Origin of the sequence: Candidatus Accumulibacter similis, from assembly GCA_013347225.1 — a bacterium.
Classification (GTDB): Bacteria; Pseudomonadota; Gammaproteobacteria; order Burkholderiales; family Rhodocyclaceae; genus Accumulibacter; species Accumulibacter similis.
In genome coordinates this window covers 3,866,380-3,890,947 of the sequence record CP054595.1, presented here as the reverse complement: position 1 = coordinate 3,890,947, position 24,568 = coordinate 3,866,380, and the positions used below count along the sequence as shown (strand labels likewise).

The following is a 24,568-nucleotide window of genomic DNA, read 5'->3' as shown; positions in this document are numbered from 1 at the left end:
CGCCGCGCTTGGTGGCGTTCAGGCGAGAGCGGCGAAGAAACCCAGCGGGCTGCGCGTCAGCGCGACCGATACGATCCAGGCAAAGCTCAGCATGGCGGCAAGCAGGAAGGCGGCGCGCTGCGGCTTGCCGCGCGCGCGTTTGAGCGCCATCGTGCCGCAGCCAATGTAGAGCAGCAGGCCAGCCAGCTTGGCGGTCAACCAGTCGGCGACGAAAGGGTACTGGTGGCTGAGCACCGTCATGGCGATCGCACTGCCGAGCAGGATGGTATCGACGATATGCGGCAGGACGCGCACGCTGCGCCGCTGCAGCAACGGTGAGTCGGCCAGCATCCACAGGCCGCGCAGCAGGAAGCCGGCGCCGCTGAGGACGACGCAGCCGACATGCAGGTGCTTCAGGATCAGATAGCCCATCAGCCCGGTGGCGGCGCCGGCGTCGCACGCGCCAGGCTGACGATGCGCTGTCGATGCTGGCGGTAGAAGGCCGTCGCCGCCAGCAGGTTGCGCAGCAGCCAGCCACTGGCGACGAGCAGCGCGACGGCCGCCGGAAGGGTGAACCACTCGGGCTGCAGCGCCGCCGCCAGCAACAGCGCGAGCGCAGCGAGGTGTGCGTGCAGTTGGTGGTCGATCTGCCGCTTCGCGATCACCTGCTGCATGTTCGGTGCCAGGATGCGACCGCCCCCGGCATTCTGCAGGTGCAGCCAGACGAGAAAGGGAACGATCTTGTAGAGCATGCCAGTGCTCACCGACATCAGGCTGCCATACAGAACGAGAACGCCCCACAGCAGCGGCAGTTGCCGGTTGGCAGCGGCTTCCGGCAGGAGCAGGGAGATGAGCGAGAGGAGGCTGGCGCCGAGAGCGCAGAGCATCGCCAGGCGCCAGTACTGCTGTGTGGCATCGAAGCGGACACGTTTGCTGTGGCGCTGCAGATGCAGGGTAAGGGCCGCGAAGACGGTCGGCAGCAACAGCATGCCACTCGCCAGGACTGCCTTCGGCTGCTGCCATTCGAGGAGATCGGCGGTGCTCCAGGCAGCGAGAACGACGAGCGCCGACCAGCCGAAGGAGCGGGCAAACCAGTTTGGGTACGGTGGTGTCATCTGGAACATCGGTACGACGACCAGCGCGACGGCGGCCAGCAGGATGGTGCTCCAGCCGACGAGACCCCAGGCGAAATGGATGGTCGTCAGTTGCAGCAGGGGCAAGGCGAATGATCCGTCGAGCGCCAGCGCGAGGACGATGCCGAGACCGCTGGTGATCGCCAGACCGAGGAGCGCCAGCTTCAGCCCGAGTATCGTCGCGTTGCCCGCCGGCATGCCCCACAGCGCACGGCCGGCGGCGACCAGGAAGACGGTGACGCCGAGTCCGATGGTGATCGCCGCCAGCCGCAGGGCGAGTGCATCGGAAAGCAGCAGACCGACCACCAGCAACAGCGCGCCGGGCACCAGCAGCGCATGTACCAGCGTCGCGATGCGGAGGGGCTGGGCGATGTTCGCACCGGCGACGACCGGCAGAATCTGGATCAGGGAGCCGAGCATCACCTGCAGCATGAACCCGACGGTGATCAGGTGCGTCAGCGCCAGCGCTGCGGGCGTCCAGCGCGAGGCGAGGAGTTGCGGACCGCTGGCCAGCAGGAGCAGGCCGGCGAGCAGGGCGAAGACCGGCGCCGTCAGGAAGAAGCGGAAAGGTGCCGAGATCGGCGGCGCCTGGTCGAAGCTCAGCAGCGCCTGCATTACTGCCGGCGGTGCTCGATCAGGACGGTCACCGTGCCGTCGGGCTGGTGCTCCGTCTGCCAGGAGAAGCCGTTGATCTCGAGAGCCCGGTAAAGAGGGAAAGGCTCGCGTGGCAGCAGCACCAGCAGCTTGCCGGCGGGCTCGAGGTGATCGAGTGCTTCCATGGTGCGCACCATCGGCTCTGGAGGCTCGAGGCCGCGGGCATCGATGACGATGTCGGCACGCGGACGGGTCATGGCGCCACCCCGCGCTGCGCCGCGAGTTCCTGCCGCAGTTCCTGCAGCAGGGTCGGCAGCTGCGCCGTCAGGTGCTGATCGCACATCGGATAGAGCACGTTCTCTTCCTTGACATTGTGCTGCTGCATCATGATCAGCAGGGTCTCGGCGTTGCCGGAGTAGTCATCCGCATTGCGCGCGGCCAGTGCCGCTGCCGCCGCGCCCAGCAACTGCCGCATCTGCGCGTGCTCGGCGCGCATGACCTGCGTTGGCCCACGGTAGATGCCGGTGCACTGTTCGAAGAGCGGGAAGAGAACCGACTCCTCGGCGTTGAAGTGGTGCAGCATGCCATCGTGAAAGCGCTCAAAGGCTGCCTGTGTGAGTTCCCACTTGCCGTCGGCCAGCGCGTGCTCGACGGCGGCGAGCAGTTCATCGCAGGAGCGATGATCGACTGACATGAAATCGGTGATCGTCTGCATGGGAAACCTCGGTGGAATCGGTGTACCGATTGTCCTGCCGTCATCGGGCGGCATGGTTGATCAGGGTCAACAAATCGCAGGACGGCGTTGGCGGCGGCAGGTGGCGCGTGGCTGGCTGCCCGCGCCGGTACGTGCGGCCAGCGGGTGATGATGCCGTTGCCCGGCGCTGCCGTCGAGAGGACAAAATGCCGCAGCCCGTCGCACTGCGACCGAGCCGACAGGAGACGGCAAGGCTTGATCTGGTGTTTGATCTCGATCAAGACTGGTGCCCGCCTTCAAGCCTATATTTCTGATCACTCAACAGTGGAGGTGGCGCCATGTTCAAACACATCCTCGTTCCAACGGACGGCTCCGAACTCTCCAGGGATACTGCACGGCGGGCGGTCTCCTTCGCCAGGGAAGCCGGCGCGCGCATCACGGCCTTCTACGCCAAGCCCGAGTACCCGGTCAGCTACTACGGCGAAGGCGCACTGATCGATCCGACGACGCCGGAGAAGTTTGCCGAGCTGGCCGAGCGGCAGGCAACGGAGACGCTGGATTTCGTCGTCCAGCTCTGCGAGAGCGCCGGCGTTCCGGTCGACAAGCTGTCGATGACCAGTGACATTCCCTATCAGGCGATCATCGACGCGGCAACGGCGGCCGGTTGCGACCTGATCTTCATGGCATCGCATGGCCGCCGTGGCTTCAGTGCGCTGCTGCTCGGCAGCGAGACCAACAAGGTTCTGACGCATTCGAAGATCCCGGTGCTCGTCTATCGCTGATCGCGACGCGTGCGCGCGGCAGCGGCGGGCTGCCCCGGCAGGGTCCGGCGCTGGCGCCCGTTCGCTGGCTGTCTGGTCGCGCGACCTGGCGGTGGCGACGGAATGTGGCAAAATGCCTTGTCACGGCGGGTTGGCGATGGCCAAATGCGGGGGCCGGCCGGACAGAGGAGGATGCGTGCACGACGTTGAGGGATTTTCCGCGAGGATCGCTGGGGAGCTCCGGCGCCGTGTGCTGCCGTTGGCGCTGTGCATGGTCGCCGTCTCGGCGCAGGCCGTCGACGTCGGGCTGGCCGGCGTGTTCCCCGGCAAGGCGCTGCTGACGATCAACGGCGGTCCGCCGAGGATCGTCGCTGTCGGCAGCACGACCGCCGAGGGCGTGTCGGTGCTGGCGGTCGATGGCGAGACGGCGACGATCGAGGCCGACGGCAGGAAGCGCCGGCTGCGCGTCGGCGACAACGTCGCCTCGCCGGCGGCGACAGCGAGTGGCGCCCAGGCGACCCTGACGGCCGATGCGCGGGGCCATTTTCTCACCACCGGCAGCATCAACGGGACGACGGTCCGCTTCATGGTCGACACAGGCGCGACGATGATCGCGTTGGGGGCGGGGGATGCACGGCGGATCGGCATCGACACCAGCAAGGGCGTGCCGGGTTTTGCCATGACGGCCAACGGACAGGCGCGGGTCGTGCGCGTCAAGCTCGACAGCGTGCGGGTGGGCGAGATCACCATCAACAATGTCGATGCCCTCGTTCATGAACAGGACATGCCGTCAGTTCTGCTCGGCATGAGTTTCCTCAACCGTATGGAGATGCACCGCGACGGTCAGTCGATGACCCTCAGGAAGCGCTTCTAGGAAAGGCTTGACATGCGTCGTCGCGATGGAGCGGCCAGCCTGCTGGGGCAGGAGATCGAGATTCTGATGCGCGAGCGACAGAGGCTGTTGCAGGTCGTCGGTGCGACGGCGGCGCTGATTGCCTCTCTCGATACCCGGGATCTGCCATCGGCCTCGGTCCGGGCTGCCGATCTCGTTGCCAGCGCGATCAACGAGCTATCGGACGAAAGCCTGCGCGATGCGCTGGCGGCAGCGCATGCGCGGATCGACGATGTGTGCGCCGTCACCGGCTGAGCCGGCGGTCGCTCCGCCTGCGCCGGAGCGCGACACCGTCGACCTCGGTCGCGTTCGGCAGGTCCTGCAGTCGTCTCCCTGCAAGACCCGCATCGTGCTCGAGGACGGCGTCGGTGACGAGGAACTGATGCCGGCTGCGGTACTCTTTCCGATCGTCCGGCGCGATGACGGACCGACCGTTCTGTTGACGCAGCGAACCGCCCATCTCAAGGATCACCCGGGCCAGATCAGCTTCCCGGGCGGCCGCTGCGAGTCGGCGGACGCGTCGCCGGTGCATACTGCCCTGCGTGAGGCAGCCGAGGAGATCGGCCTGGCGGCTGCGCATGTCGACATCGCCGGTTATCTGCCGGAATACCTGACCAGTACAGGCTTTCGCGTCACCCCGGTGGTGGCCATGGTGACTCCCCCGTTCGAACTCCAGGTAGACGCCTTCGAGGTGGCCGAAGTCTTCGAGGTGCCGCTCTCCTTTCTCCTTGACCCTGCCAACCACCAGCGGCATTCGCTGCATTACCGCGGCCGCCTGCGGCACTACTACGCAATGCCCTATCGCGGCTACTTCATCTGGGGCGCCACGGCCGGAATCATCATGTCGCTGTACCGGGCGCTGGCCGCCGGCGGACCCTAGTCGAGGACCATCTCGATCTGGTCGAGGAACTGCTGTGCCCGCGTCTGGTCCGGTGCTGTCCGCAGTGCCGCCCGCAAGCGGCCGAGCGTCTGCTGCAGTTCATCGATCGTCCGCAACTGTTCGATTTCGGCAACCAGGCTGCCAGCTTCGTCGCCCAGCAATTCGCGCAGGCTGCGGACGGCGTAGCTGCGCGCCAGGCTGATGTCGTCGTTCGCGGCTGCCGTCGCGGTGCCGTGACCCGGTCCGTTCGGCGCGCTCCGGCGATCCGGCGCATGCGTCTGGACGAAGCCACCGGCGAGCAGGCTCGCCAGTTGCGTCCGGCCTTCACTGATCGAACTGCTGAGGGCGACGAGTTCGCCGCCGGTGCGGTGGCCGTCGACCAGGATCAACATCGCCCGCATGCGCGACGGCAGGTGGTGCGCGCGGGTGGAGATCTCATCGAGGCCCTTTGGCGTTTTGTGGAAGACTGACGACAGTTTCATTGCGGAGCGACTCTCTGACCGGGCAACGAGATGTTGCGTGAAGTGGCGGCGTTCCGCAAGTCCCGGGCAAGTGTGTCATGCTGTTTCTGGCGATTGAAGACCTGCGGCGCGCCGCCCGCCGGCACCTCGGGGCCGGCGTCCGCTGCTTCCTGAGGCTGTGCGGCCCGGCGGGACCACTACTGTACCGTGTTGCGCTCTTGCTCATCAATTTCCGGGGTTGATGCACGGAAGCAGAAAATGGCGATTTCGCCAGCGTCGCGCGGTGAAGCTTTGCTATCATAGATCGGCTCCGCTGGCGGTGTACCCGTCGCCGCTTTTGCCATTCTCGGCAATTTCGCGAATGCCGTCTGCCGCTGGCGCGCACAAGCCGCGAAATCGTCGGCCGAAGGCATGGCGATCTTTCTCGCCAGCGGTGCCGGTGCGCCCGGACCCAGACTCGGGCGGCGGCCTGCCGGGCCGGCTGATTGGTCGGAGCGGCTGGCGATCGGCAGCGCTGCAGAGGTCGACGTCGAGTTCGTTGCAGGTGCTGGTGGCTTGGCATGGCGTGGGTTGCTGCTATGCTTGCTGTTGTTGCTGGTGGGCCTTGCCGCTTTGGTAGGGGGTTGATCGATCATTAACAGGAGTTTCTTCATGACTAGAGAAGTCGTCGTATTGAGCGCGGTCCGTTCAGCCATTGGCACCTTCGGTGGTTCACTCGCCAACATGGAGCCGCATGAGCTGGCCGGTACCGTGATGAAGGAGTCGATCGCCCGTTCCGGTGTCGATGCGCAGCAGATCACCTATGTCACGGTCGGCAACTGCATTCCGACCGATTCGCGCTTTGCCTATGTGGCCCGCGTCGCCTCGATCCAGGCTGGTCTGACGATGGATTCGGTGGCGATGGCGGTCAACCGACTCTGCGCCTCGGGCTTGCAGGGCGTGGTGACGACGGCCCAGAACATCATGCTGGGAGATGCCGACTACGGCATCGGCGGCGGCGTCGAAGTGATGTCCCGTGGCTCCTACATGCTGCCGGCGATGCGCACGGGTGCCCGCATGGGTGACAGCAAGGCGATCGACATGATGGTGGCAACGCTGACCGATCCCTTTGGCGTTGGCCACATGGGCGTCACCGCCGAGAACCTGGCGACGAAGTGGAACATCAGCCGCGAGGAGCAGGACGCCTTCGCCGTCGAGTCGCAGCGCCGCGCTGCCGCCGCCATCGCTGAAGGGCGCTTCAAGTCGCAGATCGTGCCGATTGTCCTCAAGACGCGCAAGGGCGATGTGGTGTTCGATACCGACGAGCATGTCAAGGCCGGCACGACCGTCGAGACCCTGGCGAAGATGAAGCCCGCTTTCGCCAAGGATGGCACGGTCACTGCCGGCAACGCCTCCGGAATCAATGACGGAGCCGCCTTCCTCGTCCTCGCTGCGGCGGATGTTGCCGCCAGTGCCGGCCAGAAGCCGATTGCCCGGCTGGTTTCCTATGCTGTCGCCGGCGTGCCGAACGACATCATGGGTGAGGGGCCGATCCCGGCGACCAGGCTGGCCCTCAAGAAGGCGGGCCTGTCGCTGGACCAGATGGACGTCATCGAGGCCAACGAGGCCTTCGCGGCGCAAGCCATCGCGGTCAACAAGGGGCTCGGCCTCGACCCGGTGAAGACCAACCCGAACGGCGGCGCGATCGCGCTTGGCCATCCGGTCGGTTGTTCGGGCGCCTTCATCGCCACCAAGGCGATCCACGAGCTGCAGCGCAGCGGCGGCCGCTACGCGCTGGTCACCATGTGCATCGGTGGCGGGCAGGGTATCGCAGTGATCTTCGAACGCGCCTGATCGTCGGCAGTGTACCGGACCCGACCGCGGCGCGGTCGGGTCTCTTTTCATACGCCAGACGCGTTCGGCAGTCGTAGCGAGCGGCCGGCCTCTGCTGGCGTCGTGCCATGCTCGACGACGCCGAGCAGCGGGGCCGGCAGTCGGGCCTGCAGTGCCGAGAGGTTCTCGGCGAAGCGCGACATCGCCGGATCGATCCGGTTGGCGACCCAGCCGGCCAGGGGCAGGCCGCGAGCGGCAATCGCCTGCGCCGTCAGCAGCGCATGGTTGATGCAGCCGAGGCGCATGCCGACGACGAGGATCGGCGGCAGATCGAGCAGCGCCGCGAGGTCAGCGGTGTCGGTAGCGTCGTCGAGCGGAACGCAGAAACCACCAACTCCCTCGACCAGCACCATGTCGGCCAGCCGCCGCAGCCCGGCGAAGGCTGCCGCGATGACCGGCAGCTCGATGCGTCGGCCTTCCTCGACGGCAGCGATATGCGGCGCGATCGCGGCGCGGAAGCAGTACGGGTTCACCAGTTGCCGCGGTGGCGCGAACGAGGACGCCGCCAGGAGCCGCTCGACATCGTCGTTGATCCCGTGCTCGTCGCAACCGGCGGCGATCGGTTTCATCGCCACCGCACGCCAGCCGTTGCGGCGGAAGGCATGCAGCAGCGCGCAGGCAACGAAGGTCTTGCCGATCTCGGTATCGGTGCCGGTGATGAACCAGGCCGGGTGTCCGCTCATTTACTGGCGTAGGCGAGAATGACGTCGTAGCGCGCCGGCAGGCCGTCGCTCGCACGGTGCCGTTCGTAGGCCGCCTGCACACGTTGCCAGGCGCGGCGGCCGAGCATGCCGCTGCGCGCGCCGTTACCGACGGCGTTGGCGCCGATATCCTTGACCGCGCGCAGCAGCGACCCGAGGTCAGGGTAGTGCTGGCTGACCGTTTGCCGGTGCAGCCGGATGCCGGCGAAGCCAGCGCGGCGCAGCGCCTCGGCGATCGTCTCCGGCTCGCTGAAGCCGATCGTGTGACGATGCTGGTCGATGCTGGCGAAAGCCTCGCGCAGTTCGGCGAAGGTCGCGGGGCCGAGAGTGCTCAGCGCCAGTTCGCCATGTGGACGCAGGACGCGATGCGCCTCGCGGCAGACTGCCTCGGGATCACACCACTGCACGGTCAGATTCGACCACCAGGTGCTGCAACACGCGTCCCGGCAGGGCAGGGCCTCGATGTCGGCGGCGACGCACAGGGCCACGCTCCGGCGGGCGGCGGCAAGCATTGCCGGCGCAAAGTCGACGGCGACGATCTGCGCCGCCGGCCACCGGTGCTGCAGCAGACGGATGCCGTAGCCGGTGCCGCAGCCGGCATCGAGTATCGAGTCCGGAATGGCGGCGGGCCTGAAGTCGTCGAGCAGCAACTGGCAGACCTGTCGCTGCACGATCGCCGCCTCGTCGTACGAAGCGGCGGCCCGGTCGAAGGACTCGCGGACGCGCTGTCTAGTGAGCACGGGTGGCATGGCAGAACTGGCTCAAGAGCTGGCTGCAGCGCGCCGGATCGGCGAGAAAGGGCGCATGCCCGGTGGCGGGGACGACCTCGAGGTGGCTGTCGGGCAGGGCCCGTGCCAGCCAGCCCGCTGCGGCGAGCGGATTGAGGGCATCGCTGTCGCCATGCAGGAGCAGGCTGCGACAGCGGATGCCCGGCAGCAGCGGACGCAGGTCGCTGTCGCGCAACCATTCAAGACCGCGCTGCAGCGCGGGCAGCGCCGGCAGAGGGTCGTTCCGGACCTGCGCGAGGAGTGTGCGGGTCAGCGTCCGTGCCTGGCTGTCCCCTTGGCAGAGCAGTGCGACGAAGCGCTGCAGGGTTTCGGCCGGCCGCTTGCCGACGCTGTCGGCAAAGCCGGCCAGCAGGGTTGCCGGCTGCGCTGCCGGCCAGTCAGGGCGCTGCACGAAGCACGGGGTGGTGCCGATCAGGATCAGTCCGCTGACCTGTTGCGGTGCCAGCAGGGCGGCGCGCAGCGCCAGCAGCCCACCGAGCGACCAGCCGCACAGCGTCACCGGTGTCGGCAGCGTCGCGAGCAGCGACTCGGCGCAGGCCGCCAGGTCAGCGCTGTCGTCGGCTGCGCGCCCATAACCCGGCAACTCGACCGGATGTGGCCGACAAGATCGCGAGAGGGGCTCGAGCAGCGGCTGCCAGACGGCACTGCCCAGTCCCCAGCCGTGGATCAGTGCGAGATCGGGCCAGTCATCGGGCATCAGGCGCATCCCAGCTCCCGGAGTGCGCTCACCAGCTCGGCCACCTGCGCCTCGCTGTGGGCAGCGCTCAGCGAGACGCGCAGGCGTGCCGTTCCGTTCGGCACCGTCGGGGGCCTGATCGCCGGCACCCAGAGGCCGCGCTCGTAGAGCGCGCCGGCGAGCCGGACGGTTGCGTGGTTGTCGCCGACGATCACCGGCTGGATCGCGGTCGGCGACGCCAGCAAGCGCCAGCGTGTGTCGGCCAGACCGTCGCGCAGCTGTGCGACGAGTCGCCAGAGATGGGCGCGGCGGGCATCACCGGCGGCGATCAGCTCGAGGCTGGTAGCCAGTGCGCAGGCGATCAGCGGGCTGCCGGCAGTGGTGAAGACATAACTGCGGGCACGCTGCGCGAGCCATTCGATGACCGTGGCGTTCGCCGCGACGAAGGCGCCGGCAGCGCCGGCCGCCTTGCCGAGGGTTCCCATGCAGACCACGCGGCGGTTTGCCGGCAGCCCGAAGTGGCTGATGCTGCCGCGACCCTGCGCGCCGAGGACACCAAAACCATGTGCGTCATCGACCACCAGCCAGGCATCGTAGCGCTCGGCCAGCGTCAGCAGGCCAGGTAGTGGCGCCAGGTCGCCGTCCATGCTGAAGACGGCATCGGTCAGGATCAGGCGTCGCCGGGCGGTGCTGGCAGCGAGCAGACGTTCGAGCGCCTGCAGATCGGCGTGCGGATAGCGCTGGCTGTCGGCGCGCGAGAGCTGCACCGCGTCGATCAGCGAGGCGTGGTTGAGGCGGTCGGCGAACACCATGTCACCACGCCCGACCAGCGCCGGGACGATCCCGAGATTGGCCATGTAGCCGGTCGAGAAGAGCAGGGCGCGGTCGAAGCCGGTAAACGCGGCGAGCTTCTCCTCGAGCACTGCGTGCGGTCCGAGGTGACCGCTGACGAGATGCGAGGCGCCGCTGCCTACTCCCCACGTGCGGGCGCCGGCACACGCCGCCGCGACCAGTGCCGGATCGTTGGCCAGGCCGAGGTAGTCATTGCTGCAGAAGCTGATCAGCGAGCGTCCATCGACCCGCGCCAGTGGGCCGCAGGGCAGCTCGAGGGTTCGTCGAATGCGCTTCAGGCCATCGCGTTGCAGTGCGTCGAGTTCGCCTTGCAGTTCGTCGCAGATCATCGCCGCAGGGCTGCCTCCAGCGCCACCGTCGCACGCTCGACCAGGAACTCGACCTCGGCCGGGCTGATGACGTACGGCGGCATGAAGTAGACGGTGTTGCCGATCGGTCGCAGCAGAATCCCGTTCGCCAGGGCGTCGATGTAGAAGTGGCGCGAGAAGAGGGGATCGTCGCTGACGACGTCGAAAGCGGCGATCATGCCGCATTGCCGCAGATGGCTCACCTGCGGATGACTGGCGAGCGGCTGCAGGCAGGCGCCGAGGTGTGCGGCAAGAGCCTGGTTGCGCTCGATCACCTGCTCGTCGGCGAAGATGTCGAGCGTTGCCAGCGCGGCGCGACAGGCCAGCGCGTTGCCGGTGTAGGAGTGTGAGTGCAGAAAGCCGCGGCTGGTCGCATCATCGTAAAAGTCGGCATAGACCGCATCGGTGGTCATGACGATCGACAGCGGGAGGTAGCCGCCCGAGATGCCCTTCGACAGGCACAGGAAGTCCGGGCGGATCGCCGCCTGTTCGTGCGCGAAGAAGCTGCCGCTGCGACCACAGCCGACGGCAATCTCGTCGCAGATCAGGTGCACCCGGTAATGGTCGCAGAGGCCGCGGGCGAGGCGCAGGTACTCCGGATGGTGCATCGCCATGCCGCTGGCGCACTGCACCAGTGGCTCGACGATCAGCGCGGCGATGCGCCGATGTTCCTTCTCGAGACGTTGTTCGAGCGCTCTGGCGGCTCGCCTGGCGACATCGATCGAGGCTTCGCCGGCAGCCGCGAGTCGCGCGTCCGGTGAAGCGACGACCCCGGCCGGGCGAATCAGCGGCGCGTAAGCATCCCGGAACAGCGCGACATCGGTCACCGCCAGGGCGCCGACGGTCTCGCCGTGGTAAGCGCCGGCGAGGCAGAGGAATTCCTGTTTCTCGACATGGCCCCGGTTCTGCCAGGAATGGAAGGACATCTTGAGGGCGATCTCGGTCGCCGATGCCCCGTCGGAAGCAAAGAAGCAGTGGCCGAGGCTGCCGCCGGTCAGCGCCGCCAGCCTCTCCGACAGCTCGACGACCGGTCGCTGCGTGAAACCGGCGAGGATGACATGTTCCAGTTCATCGAGCTGTGCACGCAGGGCGGCGTTGATTCGCGGATGGCAGTGGCCGAACAGGTTGACCCACCACGAGCTGATGCCGTCGAGATAGCGATGGCCGTCGAAGTCTTGCAGCCAGACGCCCTCGCCGCTGGCGATCGGCACCAGCGGCAGCGCCGCTTGCGCACCGGCGTGCTGCTTCATCTGCGTGCACGGGTGCCAGACCGCCCTCAGGCTGCGGTCGAGCAGTTCGCGGTTGCTGGTCATCGGCGTCGGTGCTCCGTTGGCACGCGCTCAGTGCAGGGTCTGCGACGGGGTGTCGTTCTGTTCCGGCATCTCGGCGTGTACGGTTTCGCCGTCTGCGTTCGGGTAGAGCGGTGCCCCGCAGTCGTCGCAGAACTCGTAGGGAAACTGCTGGTCAAGGACCAGCACCTCCTTGACGCCCGACTTGCGCAGGGTGGCCTCGATCTCGCCGGCGATGTCGCTGTTCTCGTCCTCAACTCCCAGCAGCGGCCAGACGACGCCGTGAAAGATCAGGTCGCTGTCGCGCGGACCAAAGCCGATGCGGAATTCCTCGAGCCGCTGGTCGTGGAAAGCACCGACCACTACCCGCAGGTTCTCGGGTGACAGCCCGAGGGCGCCCTGCAGGAAGGCGACCGAGGCATTGAGCGAGTAGGGGCGGGAAGCGCTGTCGGCGGCGCGGCAGGCCGCGTGGTACGCGTCGGCCAGCAGCGGCTGGTAGGCACAGCCGGTGAGCAGGTTTTCGAAAGACGGCCCGCCCTGCCGCAGCCACTCCTTCAGCGCCGTCTCGCGGCTGCTCTTGCTGCTTTCGTTCCAGTGGAAGATCGGCAGCGGGTGCGGCACCGCCACCGCGCCGAGCAGGTAACGGGTGTCGGAGAGGAAGCGATTGGTTTCCGGCAGCGCTGTCGCATCGACGTTGAGATCGCCACCTTCCAGCGCCGCGTTGCCGAGCTGGCGCATCATTTGCCAGGTGTCGACGAAGGTGTGCGGCAACTGGTCGGGGCTGTAGAGGTAATCTGCCAGCGCCAGTCGCGCATCGGCTGCCAGCACGTGCGCGCCCAGATGGACCTTCAGCGTCTGCAACGTGCTGCGGGGAATCGCCGCAGTGGGGATCGAGAAGCGCGACCAGGCGAGAACCGGCGCGGCAAGCAGGAGGATGTCGAAGTCCCGGCCGCCATGCCGGACGACACACGATTCGGCATTCGCTTCGATGATGTCGGCGAGGTCGTCGTGCGCCATCGGATGCGCGTCGAACAGCCGGTCGAGCGCACTGGTGAAATCATCCTCCGTGCCATCGTTGAACAGCCTGGTCACCAGTTCGGCCAGGCGACCCTGCCAGAACTGGTCTTCCATCTTGCTGCCGGACTCGGCGAGGCCGATCGCCAGGCGGCTCAATTCGGTGGCGTCGGTCGAGATGCGTTTCCGGGAAGAGAAGCGGGAGCGTTTCATGTGCGGGCGCCTGCAGGACGATCAATTCGCCATTGTACCAAGCTGAAGGAGTCGGCGCTGCTCGCTCGTGCCCGCAGCCCGTTGCGCGTATTCCTGCCCGGGCCGACGCCGCGGCTGGCTCGCGTCCGTCGTTCGCGCAGGCCGCTTCCTGGCCTGCTTGTGCTTGCGAAGACTTCCTCACCCTCTTGCCGCGAAGCCGCGGCGGCACGACCTCAGGGCGTGTCGGGCCCGCGCACGGTGGGCAGACCGTCGGCCGCGACCGGCTGGCCGAAATGGAAGCCCTGCAGGAGCCGGAAACCCATCTCGCTGCAGGTCGCGGCGGCTTCTGCACACTCTATTCCCTCGGCGAGTGGAACGGATCCGAGGTCGAGGACGAGTTTGACGAGGTCACCCACCACCCGTCGCTTGCGTTCGCTGGCGACGTGTAGGTTGCGCACGAGGTTGATGTCGAACTTGACGAAATGCGCCGGTGCCTCGCCGAGCTCGTTCAGGCGCGCCTGTCCGGCGCCAAAGTCATCATAGGCGAAGCGTACACCGATGTCGCGCAGGCGGGCGGCCAACTCGACCAGTTCCCGCGTTTCCGTGACGGCGCTTTCGTGTACCTCGATCACCAGGTCAAGCCGGGGCAGGCGCTGGCGCGTCTGCTGCAGAGTGGCGAAGAAGGCGGCGCTGAAGGTTTCCTTGGGATGGACGTTGGCGAAGAGCGTGTAACCGTCCAGGCGTGGCGCCATCACCGTCAGCGCGAAATCGCGGAACGCCTGGCTGAGTTCCGCCTCGCGATTCAGCTTGCGCGCGATCTTGAACAGGGGCAGTGGCGCCACCGGCAACTGTGGATGACAGGCACGGCCGAGAAGTTCGTAAGCAACGATCGTCCCATTGCGGGCATCGGCAATGGCTTGCGCCGTACCGGTCATCCCCTGACCGGCCAGCAACTGGTGAAACTCGTTCTCGTTGGTAACGAAGAGTTCCGACAAGGCCGAATCGGGTGGCGCCAGCATCGTCAGCGACTGGTCGAAGCGCGGCAGTTCGACCGTACGCAGGCCGACACGGAACTCGGCGCCGCCGAAGTGCACGATGTCGTTCTCCTCGAGCAGGCAGGAGCCCTCGAGTCGTTGCCGATTGACCGAAGTGCCGTTCGTGCTGTCGAGGTCGGTCAGCCTGAGACGGCCGCTGAGGTCTTCCGTGATTACCGCGTGATACCGGCTGAGATCGCGGGCCGCGGCAACCACCAGGTCGTTGCCGGGGCCGCGACCGATGCGGAAAGGCAGGTTGCCGATGTTGTACGTGATGCGCGAGCCGTAGGCGCTTACCGACTCGAGAAACCAGAACCCGTTCACCTGCTTTTCCAGGGGCGGACAACCGCCACAGCGGCAGGCCGCATGGGCCTTGGCAAGCTAGGTCGGCCGGCCGCACTGACGGCGCACGCGGACGTTGCCGACAGGCAGTTGCCGAACTGGCCGCAGCGTTGCGCGAGAGCCGGCTGCGTCATCGAAGTAACCTCGTCGGCAGACATCAGGTAGGAACTCCCAAGTTGGTCTCGAGGTGAAGAGTAGCAGACTGGTGTCGCCGCTGACTAGCCCCGGAACTGCAGGGGGCACGACGCTTGAGCGCTTTACTTTGCGCATGGAGGGTAGCAGACTGCCATTGTTCCGGGGTTGCCCGGCCGGCGACGGCGCATTCCCGGCTGGCACCGGATCGGCCCGCTCTGGCGGGGTCCGGGGCAGTCTGCATCGAGGGCAAGGGTTGAGCAATGATCGGCGCTACTGCTGACATTCTGGTGTTCGAGGAGATCGGCCGCGTTTTCCAGTTCGTCGCGCTCGATTTCGTCGTCAACTATCCGCGCTGGTCGCCGGAAGTCCTGCGTCTGGAGGCACTTTCGCCCGGACCCGTGCGGCCGGGTTTCCAGGCGCGGCAGGTGCGTGTCGATCAGGGCCACAAGTCCGAATCGGTGTTCGAGGTGAGCGAACTCGAAGCACCGAAGCGTGTCCGCTTCCAGGGGATTTCGGCCCCCTATTCATCGCTCTACGAGTTTGACGACTGCAGTTCCTCGACGATGATCCGCTTCAGCGTCGAAATCGCCGCTCTCGAGCCGCGCCTGCGGCCGTTCGAGAAGCTGGTACGGATGGCGCTGCACGACGGTGCCCGGCGGACGGTGAAAAGCCTGAAACACCTGGGGGTGCAGTACGACCTCAGCGTCGCGATGCCTGCCGGCGGCAGCGGTGAGCAACCGAGCTTCGGCTGAATGGCCGTGAGGACATCGCGCGCAGACGCGCAGGCAAGCAGCGGGAGCACCCGGGACGAAAGCTGGCCAGTGGTCAGACGAGGGTGCAGACGGGTTTGCACGCAGCTTGCCGTGCGAGCGGGCGAGCAACGCCGCAGAGCGGTCGCACCGGGGCTTGATTTCCAGCCGCTGCGCTCGGCCCAGCTGGCGACGATCCGCCGATGAAACGCGACCTTACTCGCTGGCTCCTTTGCTGTTCGCTGCTGGCGGTGGTCGGTGTTCTGAGTGTTGCGCTGCTGTCGTCCGGCTCGGCAGCACGGAACGCGGCCTGCACCGCGCCCGTGGGCTGGGTGCGGATCGCCGGCGCGAATGGCGAGAGTGTCCCCGTCGACGAGGTACTGGCGAGTGCCGTCGCGGCCGACGTCGTCCTGCTTGGTGAGCAGCATGACGACGAGGATCATCATCGCTGGCAGGCGCAGGTGCTTGCCGGGCTGCACGCGCTGCGCCCGCAACTGGTCGTCGGCTTCGAGATGTTTCCGCGTCGCGTGCAGCCGGCGCTCGATCGCTGGGTCGCGGGCGAGCTGAGCGTCCCGGCGCTGCTGGCGCAGACGGCATGGGAGGAGAACTGGAGCTTTCCGGCTGCGTTCTACCTGCCGCTGTTCGAGTTTGCGCGCATCAATCGTCTGCCGATGCTGGCGCTCAACGTCGACTCCCGGCTGACGCGGGCGATCGGCGACCAGGGCTGGGATGCCGTGCCGGAAAACGAACGCGAAGGCGTCGGCCGCGCGGCGCCGGCCAGCGAGGCCTATCGCGACTTCCTTTTCAGTGTCTACCGCGAGCACGCGCATGGCCAGGGCGGTCGCGACAGCCGCGGCTTCCGCCATTTCGTCGAAGCGCAGCTGAACTGGGATCGCGCGATGGCCGAAGCGCTGGCAACACGGCTGGCGTCCGGACAAAGGAACGGGCGGGCAGAACTCGTCGTCGGCATCATGGGCAGCGGACACCTGCGCCACGGCCACGGCGTGCCGCACCAGTTGCGTTCCCTCGGTGTCGGGCGGGTGGTCACCCTGTTGCCGGTTGCGTCCAGCGAGGCTTGTCGCGAGATGCAGCCAGGCGTCGCCGACGCGCTGTTCGTGTTGCCGCCGAAGCCGGCACTGCCGGTGGCGCCACCACGCCTCGGCGTGCAACTGGAAGACGCTGCCGGCGCGGCCGGCGGTGTGCGCGTGCAGGCGGTCACCGCCGGCAGTCTGGCCGAGAGGAGCGGGCTCCTGGTGGGCGACCAACTGCTCGAGGTCGCTGGCCGACCGGCGCTCAAGGCTGCGGCCGTGATCTCGCTGGTGCGGGCGGCGGCGCCGGGAACGTGGCTGCCGCTGCGGATCAGGCGCGGTGAAACGACGCTCGAGATCGTCGTCCGCCTGCCGCCGGAATGATGCCGCGCAGGTGGTTCGCCGGCGCGCTGCTGCTGTTGACGCTGGGCGCCCGGGCGGCAGCGGACCTTGACCTCGAAGTGACGCTTGAGCCGGCGACGCGGCAGCTCGAGGTGATCGCCGAACTGCCGGTTGGCGGGCGGAGCTTCGCGTTCACCCTGCACGAGTCGCTGAGCGTGCGCGAGGCGCGGGCAGCGGCTGGTCTCCTCGTCGCGGCGAGCGTTGCCGGCGGCCGCGATGCGGGCGACGGCAGGCGTTCGTGGCGAATCGCCTTGCCGGCCGGCGCCGAGCGGGTGCGCATCGCTTACGGCGGGACGCTGCCGGTGACCGAAACGGGTCGTGACCATCGCCAGGTTCTGCAACGCCTGCCGCCAATGGCGGCAGCAGCGGGATCGTTCCTCGCCGCGGGCAGCGGCTGGTACCCGCAGCCGCCGCTGGCGCTGTTCAGCTACCGGGTGCGCCTGTCGCTGCCGGGCGAGCAACGCGCAGTGGTTCCCGGCAGCCTGCGGGCGGAACGGCTGCCCCGTGCCGGCGCCGACCGCTATGCAGCCGAGTTCGAGTTTGCGCGGCCGACCGATGGCATCGACCTGATGGCCGGCCCCTGGCGGGTGCGCGAGCGCCTGTTGGCACGTGCCGGCGCCTCGCCGCTGCGGCTGCGAACCTATTTCCCGCCGGCTCTCGACGCCGAATCGGGACTCGCCCAGGGCTATCTTGCCGACAGCGCTCGCTACATCGAGCGCTACAGCGCACTCATCGGCGCCTACCCCTACGACGCCTTCTCGATCGTCGCCAGTCCGCTGCCGACCGGACTCGGCATGCCGACGCTGACCTACCTCGGCGTCGACGTCCTGCGCCTGCCGTTCATCCGCGCCACCTCGCTCGGCCACGAGGTGCTGCACAACTGGTGGGGCAACGGGGTCCGTGTCGATGCGCGCTCGGGGAACTGGAGCGAAGGGCTGACCACCTTCCTCGCCGACTACGCCTACAGAGAGGAGAGTTCAGCGGCGGCGGCGCACGCCCTGCGGCTCGCCTGGCTGCGCGACGCGGCCGCACTGCCGGCCAGCGAGCAGCCGGCGCTGCGCGACTTCCGCAGCCGCCGGCATGGAGCTGAAGCGGCGGTCGGTTATGGCAAGGGGGCGATGTTCTTCCTGATGTTGCGGGACCGCATCGGCGACGCGGCGTTCGCGCAGGCGCTGCGTGATTTCTGGCAGGCACAGCGCTTTCGCCATGCGAGCTGGGACGATCTGCGGCGAGCCTTCGAGCGGGCTTCGGGCAGCGACCTGCGCGGCGTCTTCGCGCAGTGGCTGAGTTCGCGGCAGTTGCCGATGTTCACGGTCGACGATGCAGTCGCCAGTCGCTCGCCGTCGGGTCATCGCCTGCGCCTGACGCTGCGCCAGGGGAGCCCGGCGCTGGCGCTCAGGCTGCCGGTCGAGATCGCCGGCGGCACGCACGCCATCACGCGCTGGATCGACGTCACCGGCGAGCGAAGTCTGGCCGGGTTCGACCTCGATTTCCTTCCCGAACGGATCCGCATCGACCCCGAAGCGCGCACCTGGCGGCGGCTGCATGAGGCCGAACTGCCGCTCATCCTGCGCCGCTGGGTCGGGGCGCTGCAGCCGCGCTGGGTCGTCGTCGGCGGCGATGCAGCGTTCCGCGAGGCTGCCGAGACGGTGGTCGGGCGGTTCTTCGAACGGCCGGCGGCGCTGCTCCGCCTGACCGACCTGCAGGCAGCGCTGGTGGCTGGCGAGTCGGTGATGGTCGTCGGTACGCCGGCCGCGGTCGATGCGGCGCTGCTCGCCAACGGTCTGCCGCAGCAGGCGCAGACGCTGGGTGGCAACGCGACGCGCGGCTCGGCGCGGGTATGGACCGTCGAGCGCGGCCCGCTGCTGGTGGTCGCCGCCAACGATGCGGCAGCGCTGCGCTCGCTGGCGCGACCCTTGCCGCACTACGGTGGTCAGAGCTGGCTCGTCTTCGACGGCGGGCAGGCCAGCGACCGTGGTCTCTGGCCGGCACCGGTGCCCGCCTTCACGGTCCGTGGCGAGACGCCGCCGACGCGCCAGTAGAGCGCCCGCCGGCGGCGCCTGGGAGCCGCCGGTCGCGCCGCGTGCCATAGCTGAAGACAATTGATGCAATGAAAGCAATTCATTGGATCTATTTTTCGGCTGTCCCTAGAATCCAATCACGCGTCGCAGCAGCGACTCCCCGCGACGGTGGCGCCCAAGCCATGGAGCGGGTGCTTCCGGATTCGGAACGAGCCCGCTGCGGGAAACTGCATTCGCGATCAGCGTTTCGCTGGCCGGATTCTTGATTCTTCACTGAAGGAGGTCGTACCATGAAAACCAGAACTGCCACTGCACCCGCGATCAACATCGGCATCAGCGCCGAGGATCGGGAGAAGATCGCGCACGGCCTGTCGGCACTGCTCGCCGACAGCTATACCCTCTACCTGATGACGCACAATTTCCACTGGAACGTCACCGGCCCGATGTTCAACACGCTGCACCTGATGTTCATGGCGCAGTACACCGAACAGTGGACCGCGCTCGACGTCATCGCCGAGCGGATTCGCGCGCTGGGTCACCCGGCTCCAGGCACCTATCGTGAGTTCAGTCGCATCGCCTCGATCGCCGAAGTGGAAGGCGTTCCGCGGGCAACCGACATGATTCGTCATCTCGTCGCCGCGCAGGAGGCAACGGCACGGACGGCGCGCGAACTGCTGCCGGTGGTGACCGCGGCAAACGATCAGCCGACCACCGATCTCCTGACGCAGCGGCTGGAGGTGCATGAGAAGACGGCGTGGATGCTGCGCAGCCTGCTCGAGGAGTGATCGCGCGGCAGCGGTGGCACGGCTGCGGCGTGCCAGCGCACGCTGCGCCGCCGGCGGACAGCGGCGGTGGCGACTGCAGGGCAGCGCCACGGCCGTGATCAGCGATGTTTGGGCGGCGCGGCAGTCCGGCCGGCTTTCGTGTATCGTGCGCGCAGTGGCGGCGTCCGCCCCGCTGCCCTTGGGGGCGGCGGCCGGCGGGAGCGTGCGTTGCCGTTCGCTGTCGTCTGCCGGGTTCGTGCCCGGCGGCTCATGGGAGGACCACCCAGACCGATGACGCAACTTGATTCCGGCGCGCTCACAGGCAGTGCCGCTGCACCTGCCAGCGTGAGTTTCCGGCAGGCTTTCGCGTTCTGGTTCAAGCTCGGCTGGATCGGCTTCGGCGGTCCCGCCGGGCAGATTGCGATCATGCATCAGGAACTGGTCGAGAACCGGCACTGGATTTCCGAGCGGCGCTTTCTGCACGCGCTCAACTACTGCATGCTTCTTCCCGGTCCGGAGGCGCAGCAGCTCGCGACCTACATCGGCTGGTTGCTGCACCGCGTCGCCGGCGGCGTCGTCGCCGGCGTGCTGTTCGTCCTCCCCTCGCTGTTGATCCTGATCGTCCTCTCCTGGGTCTACATCGCCTACGGTGACTTGCCGCTCGTTGTCGGTGTGTTCTACGGCATCAAGCCGGCGGTCACCGCCATCGTGCTGCAGGCGGCCCATCGCATCGGCCTGCGCGCGCTGCGCAACAAGCTGTTGCTGGCCATTGCCGCCGCCTCGTTCGTCGCCATCTTCGCTCTCGATGTGCCGTTCCCGCTGATCGTCGCCGCGGCGGCACTGATCGGCCATCTCGGTGGGCGTCTCGCGCCGCAGCGTTTCGGCGCTGCCGGTGGGCATGTCGAGGTCGGCAAGTCATTCGGCCCGGCGCTCATCGACGACGGGACACCAACGCCGCCGCACGCGGCTTTCCGCTGGTCGCGGCTGGTCACGGTCGTTGTGGTCGGGGCGCTGCTCTGGCTGGTGCCGATGGCGCTGCTGACGCTCGTGTACGGCTGGGCGCACACGCTGACGCAGATGGGCTGGTTCTTCACCAAGGCCGCCCTGCTGACCTTCGGCGGTGCCTATGCGGTCCTGCCCTACGTCTACCAGGGTGCGGTGCTGCACCATGGCTGGCTGACGCCGACGCAGATGATCGACGGCCTGGCGCTTGGTGAGACGACACCGGGACCGTTGATCATGGTGGTCGCCTTTGTCGCCTTCATCGGCGGCTATGTGCAGGCGCTGTTCGGACCCGATGCCGCCTTTGCGGCGGGGGCGGCGGCGGCCGTTCTGGTCACCTGGTTCACCTTCCTGCCTTCATTCGTCTTCATCCTCGCCGGCGGCCCGCTGGTGGAATCGACGCATGGCGACCTCAAGTTCACCGCCCCGCTGACGGCGATCACCGCTGCGGTGGTAGGGGTGATCCTGAACCTGGCCCTGTTCTTCGGCTACCACGTGCTCTGGCCGCGCGGCTTCGCCGGACCGTTCGACGCGACATCGGCGCTGATCGCGCTCGGCGCGCTGGTCGCCCTGTTCCGCTTCCGGGTCAAGGTCATCCACCTGATTGCGGCGACGGCGCTGATCGGCCTCGTCCTGAAGGTCCTGCTTCCCTGAAGTCCGCCCTGCCGGCGACGATCGCGCGGCCGCCTCTCAGGCCAGGCGCATTTCGGCAAGCGAGGCGATCGCCTGGGTATCGGCGATGTCTGGTGTGACGATCAGTTCGAGGATGGCGACTGCGGCGAGGTCGACCTGGTGCTGCTCGGTCTGCGTGCTTGCCCCGCGCGGGTCGAAGTTCCACTGCTGGCGGACGATGTCGTGGAACGACTGGCCGCCGTCGCCGGACCAGCGCAGCAGGTACTCCTGCGTTCGCTGGCGTGCCGGTTCGACGAAACGCAGATGGATCCGTTGCAGTCGCTGCGGCCGGGCGAAGATCAGCCGGATCGTCTGCCGGCCCGGAAGCGAGGCCCGCCAGCCACCGCCGGTACCGGGCAGCAGCGCCGACTCGATCGGCCAGGCGGCATCCTCGGAGCTGATTTCGACCTCCGCCAGTTCGTCCAGCCTCAGCCAGGCAGGCGGCGCCTGCTGCGCGTCCGGTTGCGGATCACCGATCAGGCGCTTGCGCACGAAGTGCTCCGGATCATGGGCAATGGTTGCGCGTCGGCGCGCTTCGCGATCAAGCCTCGGCTTCGCCGAGGGTGACGGCGATCTCGCGCTCGGCCAGGGTCCAGTAATGCGTGGCGCAGCCCTGGAAGCCATCCTTCTCGGCGATGAAATAGGCGGCGGATTCGACCATGCGATAGCGTTCCTCGGCACTTGGCTTGGCAACCGCGGGCGCAGCGGGTGCTGTCGTGGCAGCCGTTTCGATGGGCGCGGTGGCTGCAGCTTGCGGTGTCGCGGCAGGGGCCGCCGGGTCAGTGGCTGCCGCGCTTGGCTTCGCCGGACTCTTCTTCTCGGCCGCCGGGGCTGCTGCCTTCCTGCTCGCTGGTGCCTTGGCCACCGTCTCGGCGGCGACCCCTGCCGTCGCGGCCGGTGCTGCTGGCGCTGCCGGGGTGGCGGCCGGTGCCTTCGCCGGCGCTTCGGCGGCAGCCGGTGTGGCGGTCTTGCGGGTTGTCGTCGCTTTCTTGGCGGGTGTCTTGGCTTCGGTCATCATGATTCCTTTGGCATGGCGTGCGATGGAGAGGAGTGGGTAGTGCGGTTGGCCGGGCGATCCGTCGGATCATGGCCATGGCAGCAGGATAGGAAAATCCCGTGTCCCGGTCAAGGCGAATGCGTGGCGCGCCGGCGGATGCGCCGCGGTTTGCCGGCCAGAAACGCCTTCCTGCCGGCGAGGCGGGTCAGTCCGGCCGTCGCGGCGGCAGGAAGAAGTCCCTCGGCTGGCGAACGAGATGTGCCGGCACTGCTCGCGCCAGACTCTTCCACGCCGACTCGTCGACCTGGCGCGCGCGCAGGGCGACGTTGAGTGCCAGCGCGAAGCTCACCGTCAGATTGATGATGCCGATGGCGGCGACGCCGACGATCGCCCAGAGGAAGAGCGAGGTATCCGGCGAGTAGCCCAGATCGACGAAGGCGATGCCGACGAAGGCGGACGAGAAGGCGACGTGGCGGATGTCGAGCGGCAGGCCCAGCAGCAGCCCGAGCAGCGTCGTGCCGCCGAGCAGGAAGCCGAAGAGCAGGTTGCCGGCGAGTGCGCCGAGGTTGTCGCCGATGTAGGCCGCAACGCGCTGCATGCGCGCGTCGCCGAACAGGCGTCGTGGCCAGCGAAGCTGCAGAATGCGTTCGGCGATCCTGTTGTAGGCGGCGTAGTTGTCGTAATAGCCGCTGAGCAGCCCCGAAATGAACAGGCAGACACCGGCGATGGCGGCGTAGAAGATCGCGCCGCTGTGGACCAGGCTCTGTTCCGCGAGCAGGTGCAGCGATTTCTCCTCGCTCGTGAAGTGTTCGCCGCTGAGGTTGAAGATCGCCAGGGTGAGCAGCGCCGCCAGCGGAATGGCGACGCCGACGTTGCCCAGGATGGCGACGATCTGGCTGCGGCAGGTGCGGGCGATCAGGGTGGTCAGTGCCTCGACGTCGCGCAGCTTGCCGCCGGCCTCGCTGATGCTGGCGGCGATGGCGTTGGCGGTCATCGCCGGCTGCTTGGTGGCGACCGTGCCGTGCACGATGTGGATCAGGCAGAAGCCGAGACCGTAGTTCAGGCAGTAGGCGATGGCGCCGGTCAGTGGCGGCATCTGCGCCTTGCTCAGGAGGATCTTGAAACAGGCCATGAAGGCGATGACGAAGCCGCCGATCATCGCCGACCGGCACATCTGCCAGTACTCCGAGCGGGTCTCGGTGATGTAGTGTTCGCCATGGTGGCTGGCATTGTCGGTCACCCGCAGGGCGAGGAGTTCGGTGTTCTGGCGCCAGTGCCGCGGCAGGTTGTTGCGCAGGCACTCCTCGCGCACCAGCTGGACGAACAGGGTGACGATGGCCGGGTAGGCAGCGCTGCTGCCATGCGGGTCGGCCGACAATGCGGCGAGGATGTCGAGCAGTTGCTCGCAGCGCCGCAGCAGTTGCCGCAACCGCTGCAGGTGGTAGGTGAGACGGATGCTGGTGCCGTTGCGGGCGGCGGTGCGGCGGACCTTTTCGATCACCTCCTGGCACTGGCTGAAGAGGAGCCGCAGGTGGCGATCATCGGCATCGGCGGCCGGCAGACTGCCCCAGTTCTCCGCGTAGGCCGTGATGTAATCGCTCATCTCGCGGCTTTGCTCGGCGAACGGCGATTCGTGCGCCTCGAGTGAGCGCTCGAGCCGCAGGAGTTCCGGCTCCATGCCGCAGGCGGCGATCCAGTGCGACAGCACGCGCAGCGAGCGCAGAAGCTGCAGGACCGATGGCGGCACGCTCGCCGCCGGCTGGCCCTCGTCAAAGCGGAGCGCCGTCAGCAGTTCCAGCCACGCCTGCTCTCCGACGCCAATGACCCAGCGGCGATCGCTCGGGTGGTCGAAGGCGCGCCGCAGGACGCTGCGCAGCAGGTCGGGATCGAGCACCTCGGGCAGCAGGGTGTGGCCGATGCGGTGCAGTGTCTCGGCGACGAAGCCGGTATTCGGCAGGATGCCGGTCTCGGTGTACAGCTCGCTGTGGCGATAAGTCTGCGCCAGTGTCGTCAGGCCGTTGCGCAACGCGCTGCGCAGCTCCGGGCGGGTGCTCAGGATGTGGCAGAGCGCCTGCAGATTGCGTCGCGCCGACTCCGAATCGCCGGCGTGGTCGGGGCGCAGCCGGGCAACGAGTTCGGCGAGCAGCGACGGCAGATCGCTGTCCGGCAGGGCAAGACGATTGAGGATTTCTTCCATTGACGGCGGCGTTCTTCGGTTTCGTGCGATGCCGAGCCGGGCCGGTCGGCGGCGGGCAGGCATCGCCGGTGTCCGTGGTGCGACGTCGATTACAATCGGC

General features: G+C 67.7%; 26 protein-coding genes. 10 read left to right on the top strand and 16 right to left on the bottom strand.

From position 1 onward, the window contains the following. Positions 1-18 precede the first annotated feature (18 nt). The 4 genes from HT579_17160 to HT579_17145 are packed head-to-tail and all read right to left on the bottom strand — an operon-like array spanning position 19 to position 2,421. Positions 19-411 (bottom strand): SirB2 family protein, encoded by a 393-nt coding sequence (locus tag HT579_17160; GenBank protein QKS30488.1) that lies wholly within the window; start codon positions 409-411, stop codon positions 19-21. Next, on the bottom strand, positions 411-1,727 hold the full coding sequence (locus tag HT579_17155; protein ID QKS30487.1) for a hypothetical protein: 1,317 nt from the start codon (positions 1,725-1,727) through the stop codon (positions 411-413). Before HT579_17155 ends, HT579_17160 begins: the two co-directional genes overlap by 1 nt. Further along, positions 1,727-1,963: a DUF2249 domain-containing protein gene (locus HT579_17150; GenBank protein QKS30486.1), complete on the bottom strand. Its 237-nt coding sequence runs from the start codon at positions 1,961-1,963 to the stop codon at positions 1,727-1,729. The genes HT579_17155 and HT579_17150 overlap by 1 nt, the downstream gene beginning before the upstream one ends. Then, a complete protein-coding gene (locus HT579_17145) occupies positions 1,960-2,421 on the bottom strand; it encodes a hemerythrin domain-containing protein (GenBank protein ID QKS30485.1) in 462 nt (153 codons plus the stop codon). The genes HT579_17150 and HT579_17145 overlap by 4 nt, the downstream gene beginning before the upstream one ends. A 317-nt stretch (positions 2,422-2,738) precedes the next feature. On the opposite strand from HT579_17145, the gene HT579_17140 reads away from it, so the two are divergent. From HT579_17140 to HT579_17125, 4 genes are all read left to right on the top strand, one after another. Further along, positions 2,739-3,182: a universal stress protein gene (locus HT579_17140; protein QKS30484.1), complete on the top strand. Its 444-nt coding sequence runs from the start codon at positions 2,739-2,741 to the stop codon at positions 3,180-3,182. Positions 3,183-3,432: 250 nt separating this feature from the next. Next, entirely contained in the window at positions 3,433-4,035 is a 603-nt protein-coding gene (locus HT579_17135; GenBank protein ID QKS31693.1) for a TIGR02281 family clan AA aspartic protease, read from the top strand. Between the two features lie 12 nt (positions 4,036-4,047). After that, complete coding sequence (locus HT579_17130; GenBank protein ID QKS30483.1) at positions 4,048-4,308, top strand: hypothetical protein; 261 nt, start codon at positions 4,048-4,050, stop codon at positions 4,306-4,308. Further along, complete coding sequence (locus HT579_17125; protein ID QKS31692.1) at positions 4,286-4,933, top strand: CoA pyrophosphatase; 648 nt, start codon at positions 4,286-4,288, stop codon at positions 4,931-4,933. The genes HT579_17130 and HT579_17125 overlap by 23 nt, the downstream gene beginning before the upstream one ends. Here HT579_17125 and HT579_17120 read toward each other — a convergent pair. Then, the gene (locus HT579_17120; protein QKS30482.1) at positions 4,930-5,415 is read right to left on the bottom strand and encodes a hypothetical protein; all 486 of its coding nucleotides are present in this window, start codon (positions 5,413-5,415) and stop codon (positions 4,930-4,932) included. The genes HT579_17125 and HT579_17120 overlap by 4 nt on opposite strands. A 176-nt stretch (positions 5,416-5,591) precedes the next feature. Then, positions 5,592-6,047: a hypothetical protein gene (locus HT579_17115; protein QKS30481.1), complete on the bottom strand. Its 456-nt coding sequence runs from the start codon at positions 6,045-6,047 to the stop codon at positions 5,592-5,594. Here HT579_17115 and HT579_17110 point away from each other — a divergent pair. Next, positions 6,046-7,227 (top strand): acetyl-CoA C-acyltransferase family protein, encoded by a 1,182-nt coding sequence (locus tag HT579_17110; GenBank protein ID QKS30480.1) that lies wholly within the window; start codon positions 6,046-6,048, stop codon positions 7,225-7,227. The genes HT579_17115 and HT579_17110 overlap by 2 nt on opposite strands. 47 nt (positions 7,228-7,274) lie before the next feature. Here HT579_17110 and bioD read toward each other — a convergent pair whose 3' ends face one another. From bioD to HT579_17075, 7 genes are all read right to left on the bottom strand, one after another. Further along, positions 7,275-7,949 (bottom strand): dethiobiotin synthase, encoded by a 675-nt coding sequence (bioD, locus tag HT579_17105; GenBank protein QKS30479.1) that lies wholly within the window; start codon positions 7,947-7,949, stop codon positions 7,275-7,277. Beyond that, complete coding sequence (gene bioC / locus HT579_17100) at positions 7,946-8,716, bottom strand: malonyl-ACP O-methyltransferase BioC (protein QKS30478.1); 771 nt, start codon at positions 8,714-8,716, stop codon at positions 7,946-7,948. Before bioC ends, bioD begins: the two co-directional genes overlap by 4 nt. After that, entirely contained in the window at positions 8,697-9,461 is a 765-nt protein-coding gene (locus HT579_17095) for an alpha/beta fold hydrolase (GenBank protein ID QKS30477.1), read from the bottom strand. Before HT579_17095 ends, bioC begins: the two co-directional genes overlap by 20 nt. After that, the gene (gene bioF, locus HT579_17090) at positions 9,452-10,612 is read right to left on the bottom strand and encodes an 8-amino-7-oxononanoate synthase (protein QKS30476.1); all 1,161 of its coding nucleotides are present in this window, start codon (positions 10,610-10,612) and stop codon (positions 9,452-9,454) included. Before bioF ends, HT579_17095 begins: the two co-directional genes overlap by 10 nt. Then, positions 10,609-11,943, bottom strand: a complete 1,335-nt coding sequence (locus tag HT579_17085) for an adenosylmethionine--8-amino-7-oxononanoate transaminase (protein ID QKS30475.1) — start codon at positions 11,941-11,943, stop codon at positions 10,609-10,611. The genes bioF and HT579_17085 overlap by 4 nt, the downstream gene beginning before the upstream one ends. A 27-nt stretch (positions 11,944-11,970) precedes the next feature. After that, positions 11,971-13,146 carry a DUF2863 family protein gene (locus HT579_17080; protein ID QKS30474.1) on the bottom strand — a complete coding sequence of 392 codons (1,176 nt, stop codon included), beginning with the start codon at positions 13,144-13,146 and terminating at the stop codon, positions 11,971-11,973. Between the two features lie 212 nt (positions 13,147-13,358). After that, positions 13,359-14,495: an EAL domain-containing protein gene (locus tag HT579_17075; GenBank protein ID QKS31691.1), complete on the bottom strand. Its 1,137-nt coding sequence runs from the start codon at positions 14,493-14,495 to the stop codon at positions 13,359-13,361. A 401-nt stretch (positions 14,496-14,896) separates the two neighbouring features. On the opposite strand from HT579_17075, the gene HT579_17070 reads away from it, so the two are divergent. The 5 genes from HT579_17070 (at position 14,897) to chrA (ending at position 21,256) form a co-directional block, all read left to right on the top strand. Then, entirely contained in the window at positions 14,897-15,388 is a 492-nt protein-coding gene (locus HT579_17070) for a polyketide cyclase (GenBank protein QKS30473.1), read from the top strand. A gap of 200 nt (positions 15,389-15,588) precedes the next feature. After that, positions 15,589-16,797 carry a ChaN family lipoprotein gene (locus tag HT579_17065; protein QKS30472.1) on the top strand — a complete coding sequence of 403 codons (1,209 nt, stop codon included), beginning with the start codon at positions 15,589-15,591 and terminating at the stop codon, positions 16,795-16,797. Continuing rightward, positions 16,794-18,857 carry a M1 family peptidase gene (locus HT579_17060; protein ID QKS30471.1) on the top strand — a complete coding sequence of 688 codons (2,064 nt, stop codon included), beginning with the start codon at positions 16,794-16,796 and terminating at the stop codon, positions 18,855-18,857. The genes HT579_17065 and HT579_17060 overlap by 4 nt, the downstream gene beginning before the upstream one ends. Positions 18,858-19,126: 269 nt before the next feature. Next, a complete protein-coding gene (locus HT579_17055) occupies positions 19,127-19,621 on the top strand; it encodes a DNA starvation/stationary phase protection protein (GenBank protein ID QKS30470.1) in 495 nt (164 codons plus the stop codon). A 249-nt stretch (positions 19,622-19,870) separates the two neighbouring features. Next, the gene (chrA, locus tag HT579_17050) at positions 19,871-21,256 is read left to right on the top strand and encodes a chromate efflux transporter (GenBank protein ID QKS31690.1); all 1,386 of its coding nucleotides are present in this window, start codon (positions 19,871-19,873) and stop codon (positions 21,254-21,256) included. A gap of 36 nt (positions 21,257-21,292) precedes the next feature. Here chrA and HT579_17045 read toward each other — a convergent pair whose 3' ends face one another. The 3 genes from HT579_17045 to HT579_17035 all read right to left on the bottom strand — a co-directional run bounded on the left by HT579_17045 (position 21,293) and on the right by HT579_17035 (position 24,468). Further along, on the bottom strand, positions 21,293-21,766 hold the full coding sequence (locus HT579_17045) for a carbohydrate-binding protein (protein QKS30469.1): 474 nt from the start codon (positions 21,764-21,766) through the stop codon (positions 21,293-21,295). 49 nt (positions 21,767-21,815) lie between these two features. Continuing rightward, positions 21,816-22,292, bottom strand: coding sequence for a DUF2934 domain-containing protein (locus tag HT579_17040; GenBank protein ID QKS30468.1), 477 nt, complete (start codon positions 22,290-22,292; stop codon positions 21,816-21,818). A 184-nt stretch (positions 22,293-22,476) separates the two neighbouring features. Next, positions 22,477-24,468 (bottom strand): site-specific recombinase, encoded by a 1,992-nt coding sequence (locus tag HT579_17035; protein ID QKS30467.1) that lies wholly within the window; start codon positions 24,466-24,468, stop codon positions 22,477-22,479. Positions 24,469-24,568 lie beyond the last annotated feature (100 nt).

What these genes read in the sequence shown, in the direction of transcription:
- HT579_17160 (QKS30488.1), bottom strand. Translation starts at nt 411, where the DNA reads ATGGGCTATCTGATCCTGAAGCACCTGCATGTCGGCTGCGTCGTCCTC.
- HT579_17155 (QKS30487.1), bottom strand. Translation starts at nt 1,727, where the DNA reads ATGCAGGCGCTGCTGAGCTTCGACCAGGCGCCGCCGATCTCGGCACCT.
- HT579_17150 (QKS30486.1), bottom strand. Translation starts at nt 1,963, where the DNA reads ATGACCCGTCCGCGTGCCGACATCGTCATCGATGCCCGCGGCCTCGAG.
- HT579_17145 (QKS30485.1), bottom strand. Translation starts at nt 2,421, where the DNA reads ATGCAGACGATCACCGATTTCATGTCAGTCGATCATCGCTCCTGCGAT.
- HT579_17140 (QKS30484.1), top strand. Translation starts at nt 2,739, where the DNA reads ATGTTCAAACACATCCTCGTTCCAACGGACGGCTCCGAACTCTCCAGG.
- HT579_17135 (QKS31693.1), top strand. Translation starts at nt 3,433, where the DNA reads ATGGTCGCCGTCTCGGCGCAGGCCGTCGACGTCGGGCTGGCCGGCGTG.
- HT579_17130 (QKS30483.1), top strand. Translation starts at nt 4,048, where the DNA reads ATGCGTCGTCGCGATGGAGCGGCCAGCCTGCTGGGGCAGGAGATCGAG.
- HT579_17125 (QKS31692.1), top strand. Translation starts at nt 4,286, where the DNA reads ATGTGTGCGCCGTCACCGGCTGAGCCGGCGGTCGCTCCGCCTGCGCCG.
- HT579_17120 (QKS30482.1), bottom strand. Translation starts at nt 5,415, where the DNA reads ATGAAACTGTCGTCAGTCTTCCACAAAACGCCAAAGGGCCTCGATGAG.
- HT579_17110 (QKS30480.1), top strand. Translation starts at nt 6,046, where the DNA reads ATGACTAGAGAAGTCGTCGTATTGAGCGCGGTCCGTTCAGCCATTGGC.
- HT579_17115 (QKS30481.1), bottom strand. Translation starts at nt 6,047, where the DNA reads ATGAAGAAACTCCTGTTAATGATCGATCAACCCCCTACCAAAGCGGCA.
- bioD (QKS30479.1), bottom strand. Translation starts at nt 7,949, where the DNA reads ATGAGCGGACACCCGGCCTGGTTCATCACCGGCACCGATACCGAGATC.
- bioC (QKS30478.1), bottom strand. Translation starts at nt 8,716, where the DNA reads ATGCCACCCGTGCTCACTAGACAGCGCGTCCGCGAGTCCTTCGACCGG.
- HT579_17095 (QKS30477.1), bottom strand. Translation starts at nt 9,461, where the DNA reads ATGCGCCTGATGCCCGATGACTGGCCCGATCTCGCACTGATCCACGGC.
- bioF (QKS30476.1), bottom strand. Translation starts at nt 10,612, where the DNA reads ATGATCTGCGACGAACTGCAAGGCGAACTCGACGCACTGCAACGCGAT.
- HT579_17085 (QKS30475.1), bottom strand. Translation starts at nt 11,943, where the DNA reads ATGACCAGCAACCGCGAACTGCTCGACCGCAGCCTGAGGGCGGTCTGG.
- HT579_17080 (QKS30474.1), bottom strand. Translation starts at nt 13,146, where the DNA reads ATGAAACGCTCCCGCTTCTCTTCCCGGAAACGCATCTCGACCGACGCC.
- HT579_17070 (QKS30473.1), top strand. Translation starts at nt 14,897, where the DNA reads ATGATCGGCGCTACTGCTGACATTCTGGTGTTCGAGGAGATCGGCCGC.
- HT579_17065 (QKS30472.1), top strand. Translation starts at nt 15,589, where the DNA reads ATGAAACGCGACCTTACTCGCTGGCTCCTTTGCTGTTCGCTGCTGGCG.
- HT579_17060 (QKS30471.1), top strand. Translation starts at nt 16,794, where the DNA reads ATGATGCCGCGCAGGTGGTTCGCCGGCGCGCTGCTGCTGTTGACGCTG.
- HT579_17055 (QKS30470.1), top strand. Translation starts at nt 19,127, where the DNA reads ATGAAAACCAGAACTGCCACTGCACCCGCGATCAACATCGGCATCAGC.
- chrA (QKS31690.1), top strand. Translation starts at nt 19,871, where the DNA reads ATGGGAGGACCACCCAGACCGATGACGCAACTTGATTCCGGCGCGCTC.
- HT579_17040 (QKS30468.1), bottom strand. Translation starts at nt 22,292, where the DNA reads ATGATGACCGAAGCCAAGACACCCGCCAAGAAAGCGACGACAACCCGC.
- HT579_17035 (QKS30467.1), bottom strand. Translation starts at nt 24,468, where the DNA reads ATGGAAGAAATCCTCAATCGTCTTGCCCTGCCGGACAGCGATCTGCCG.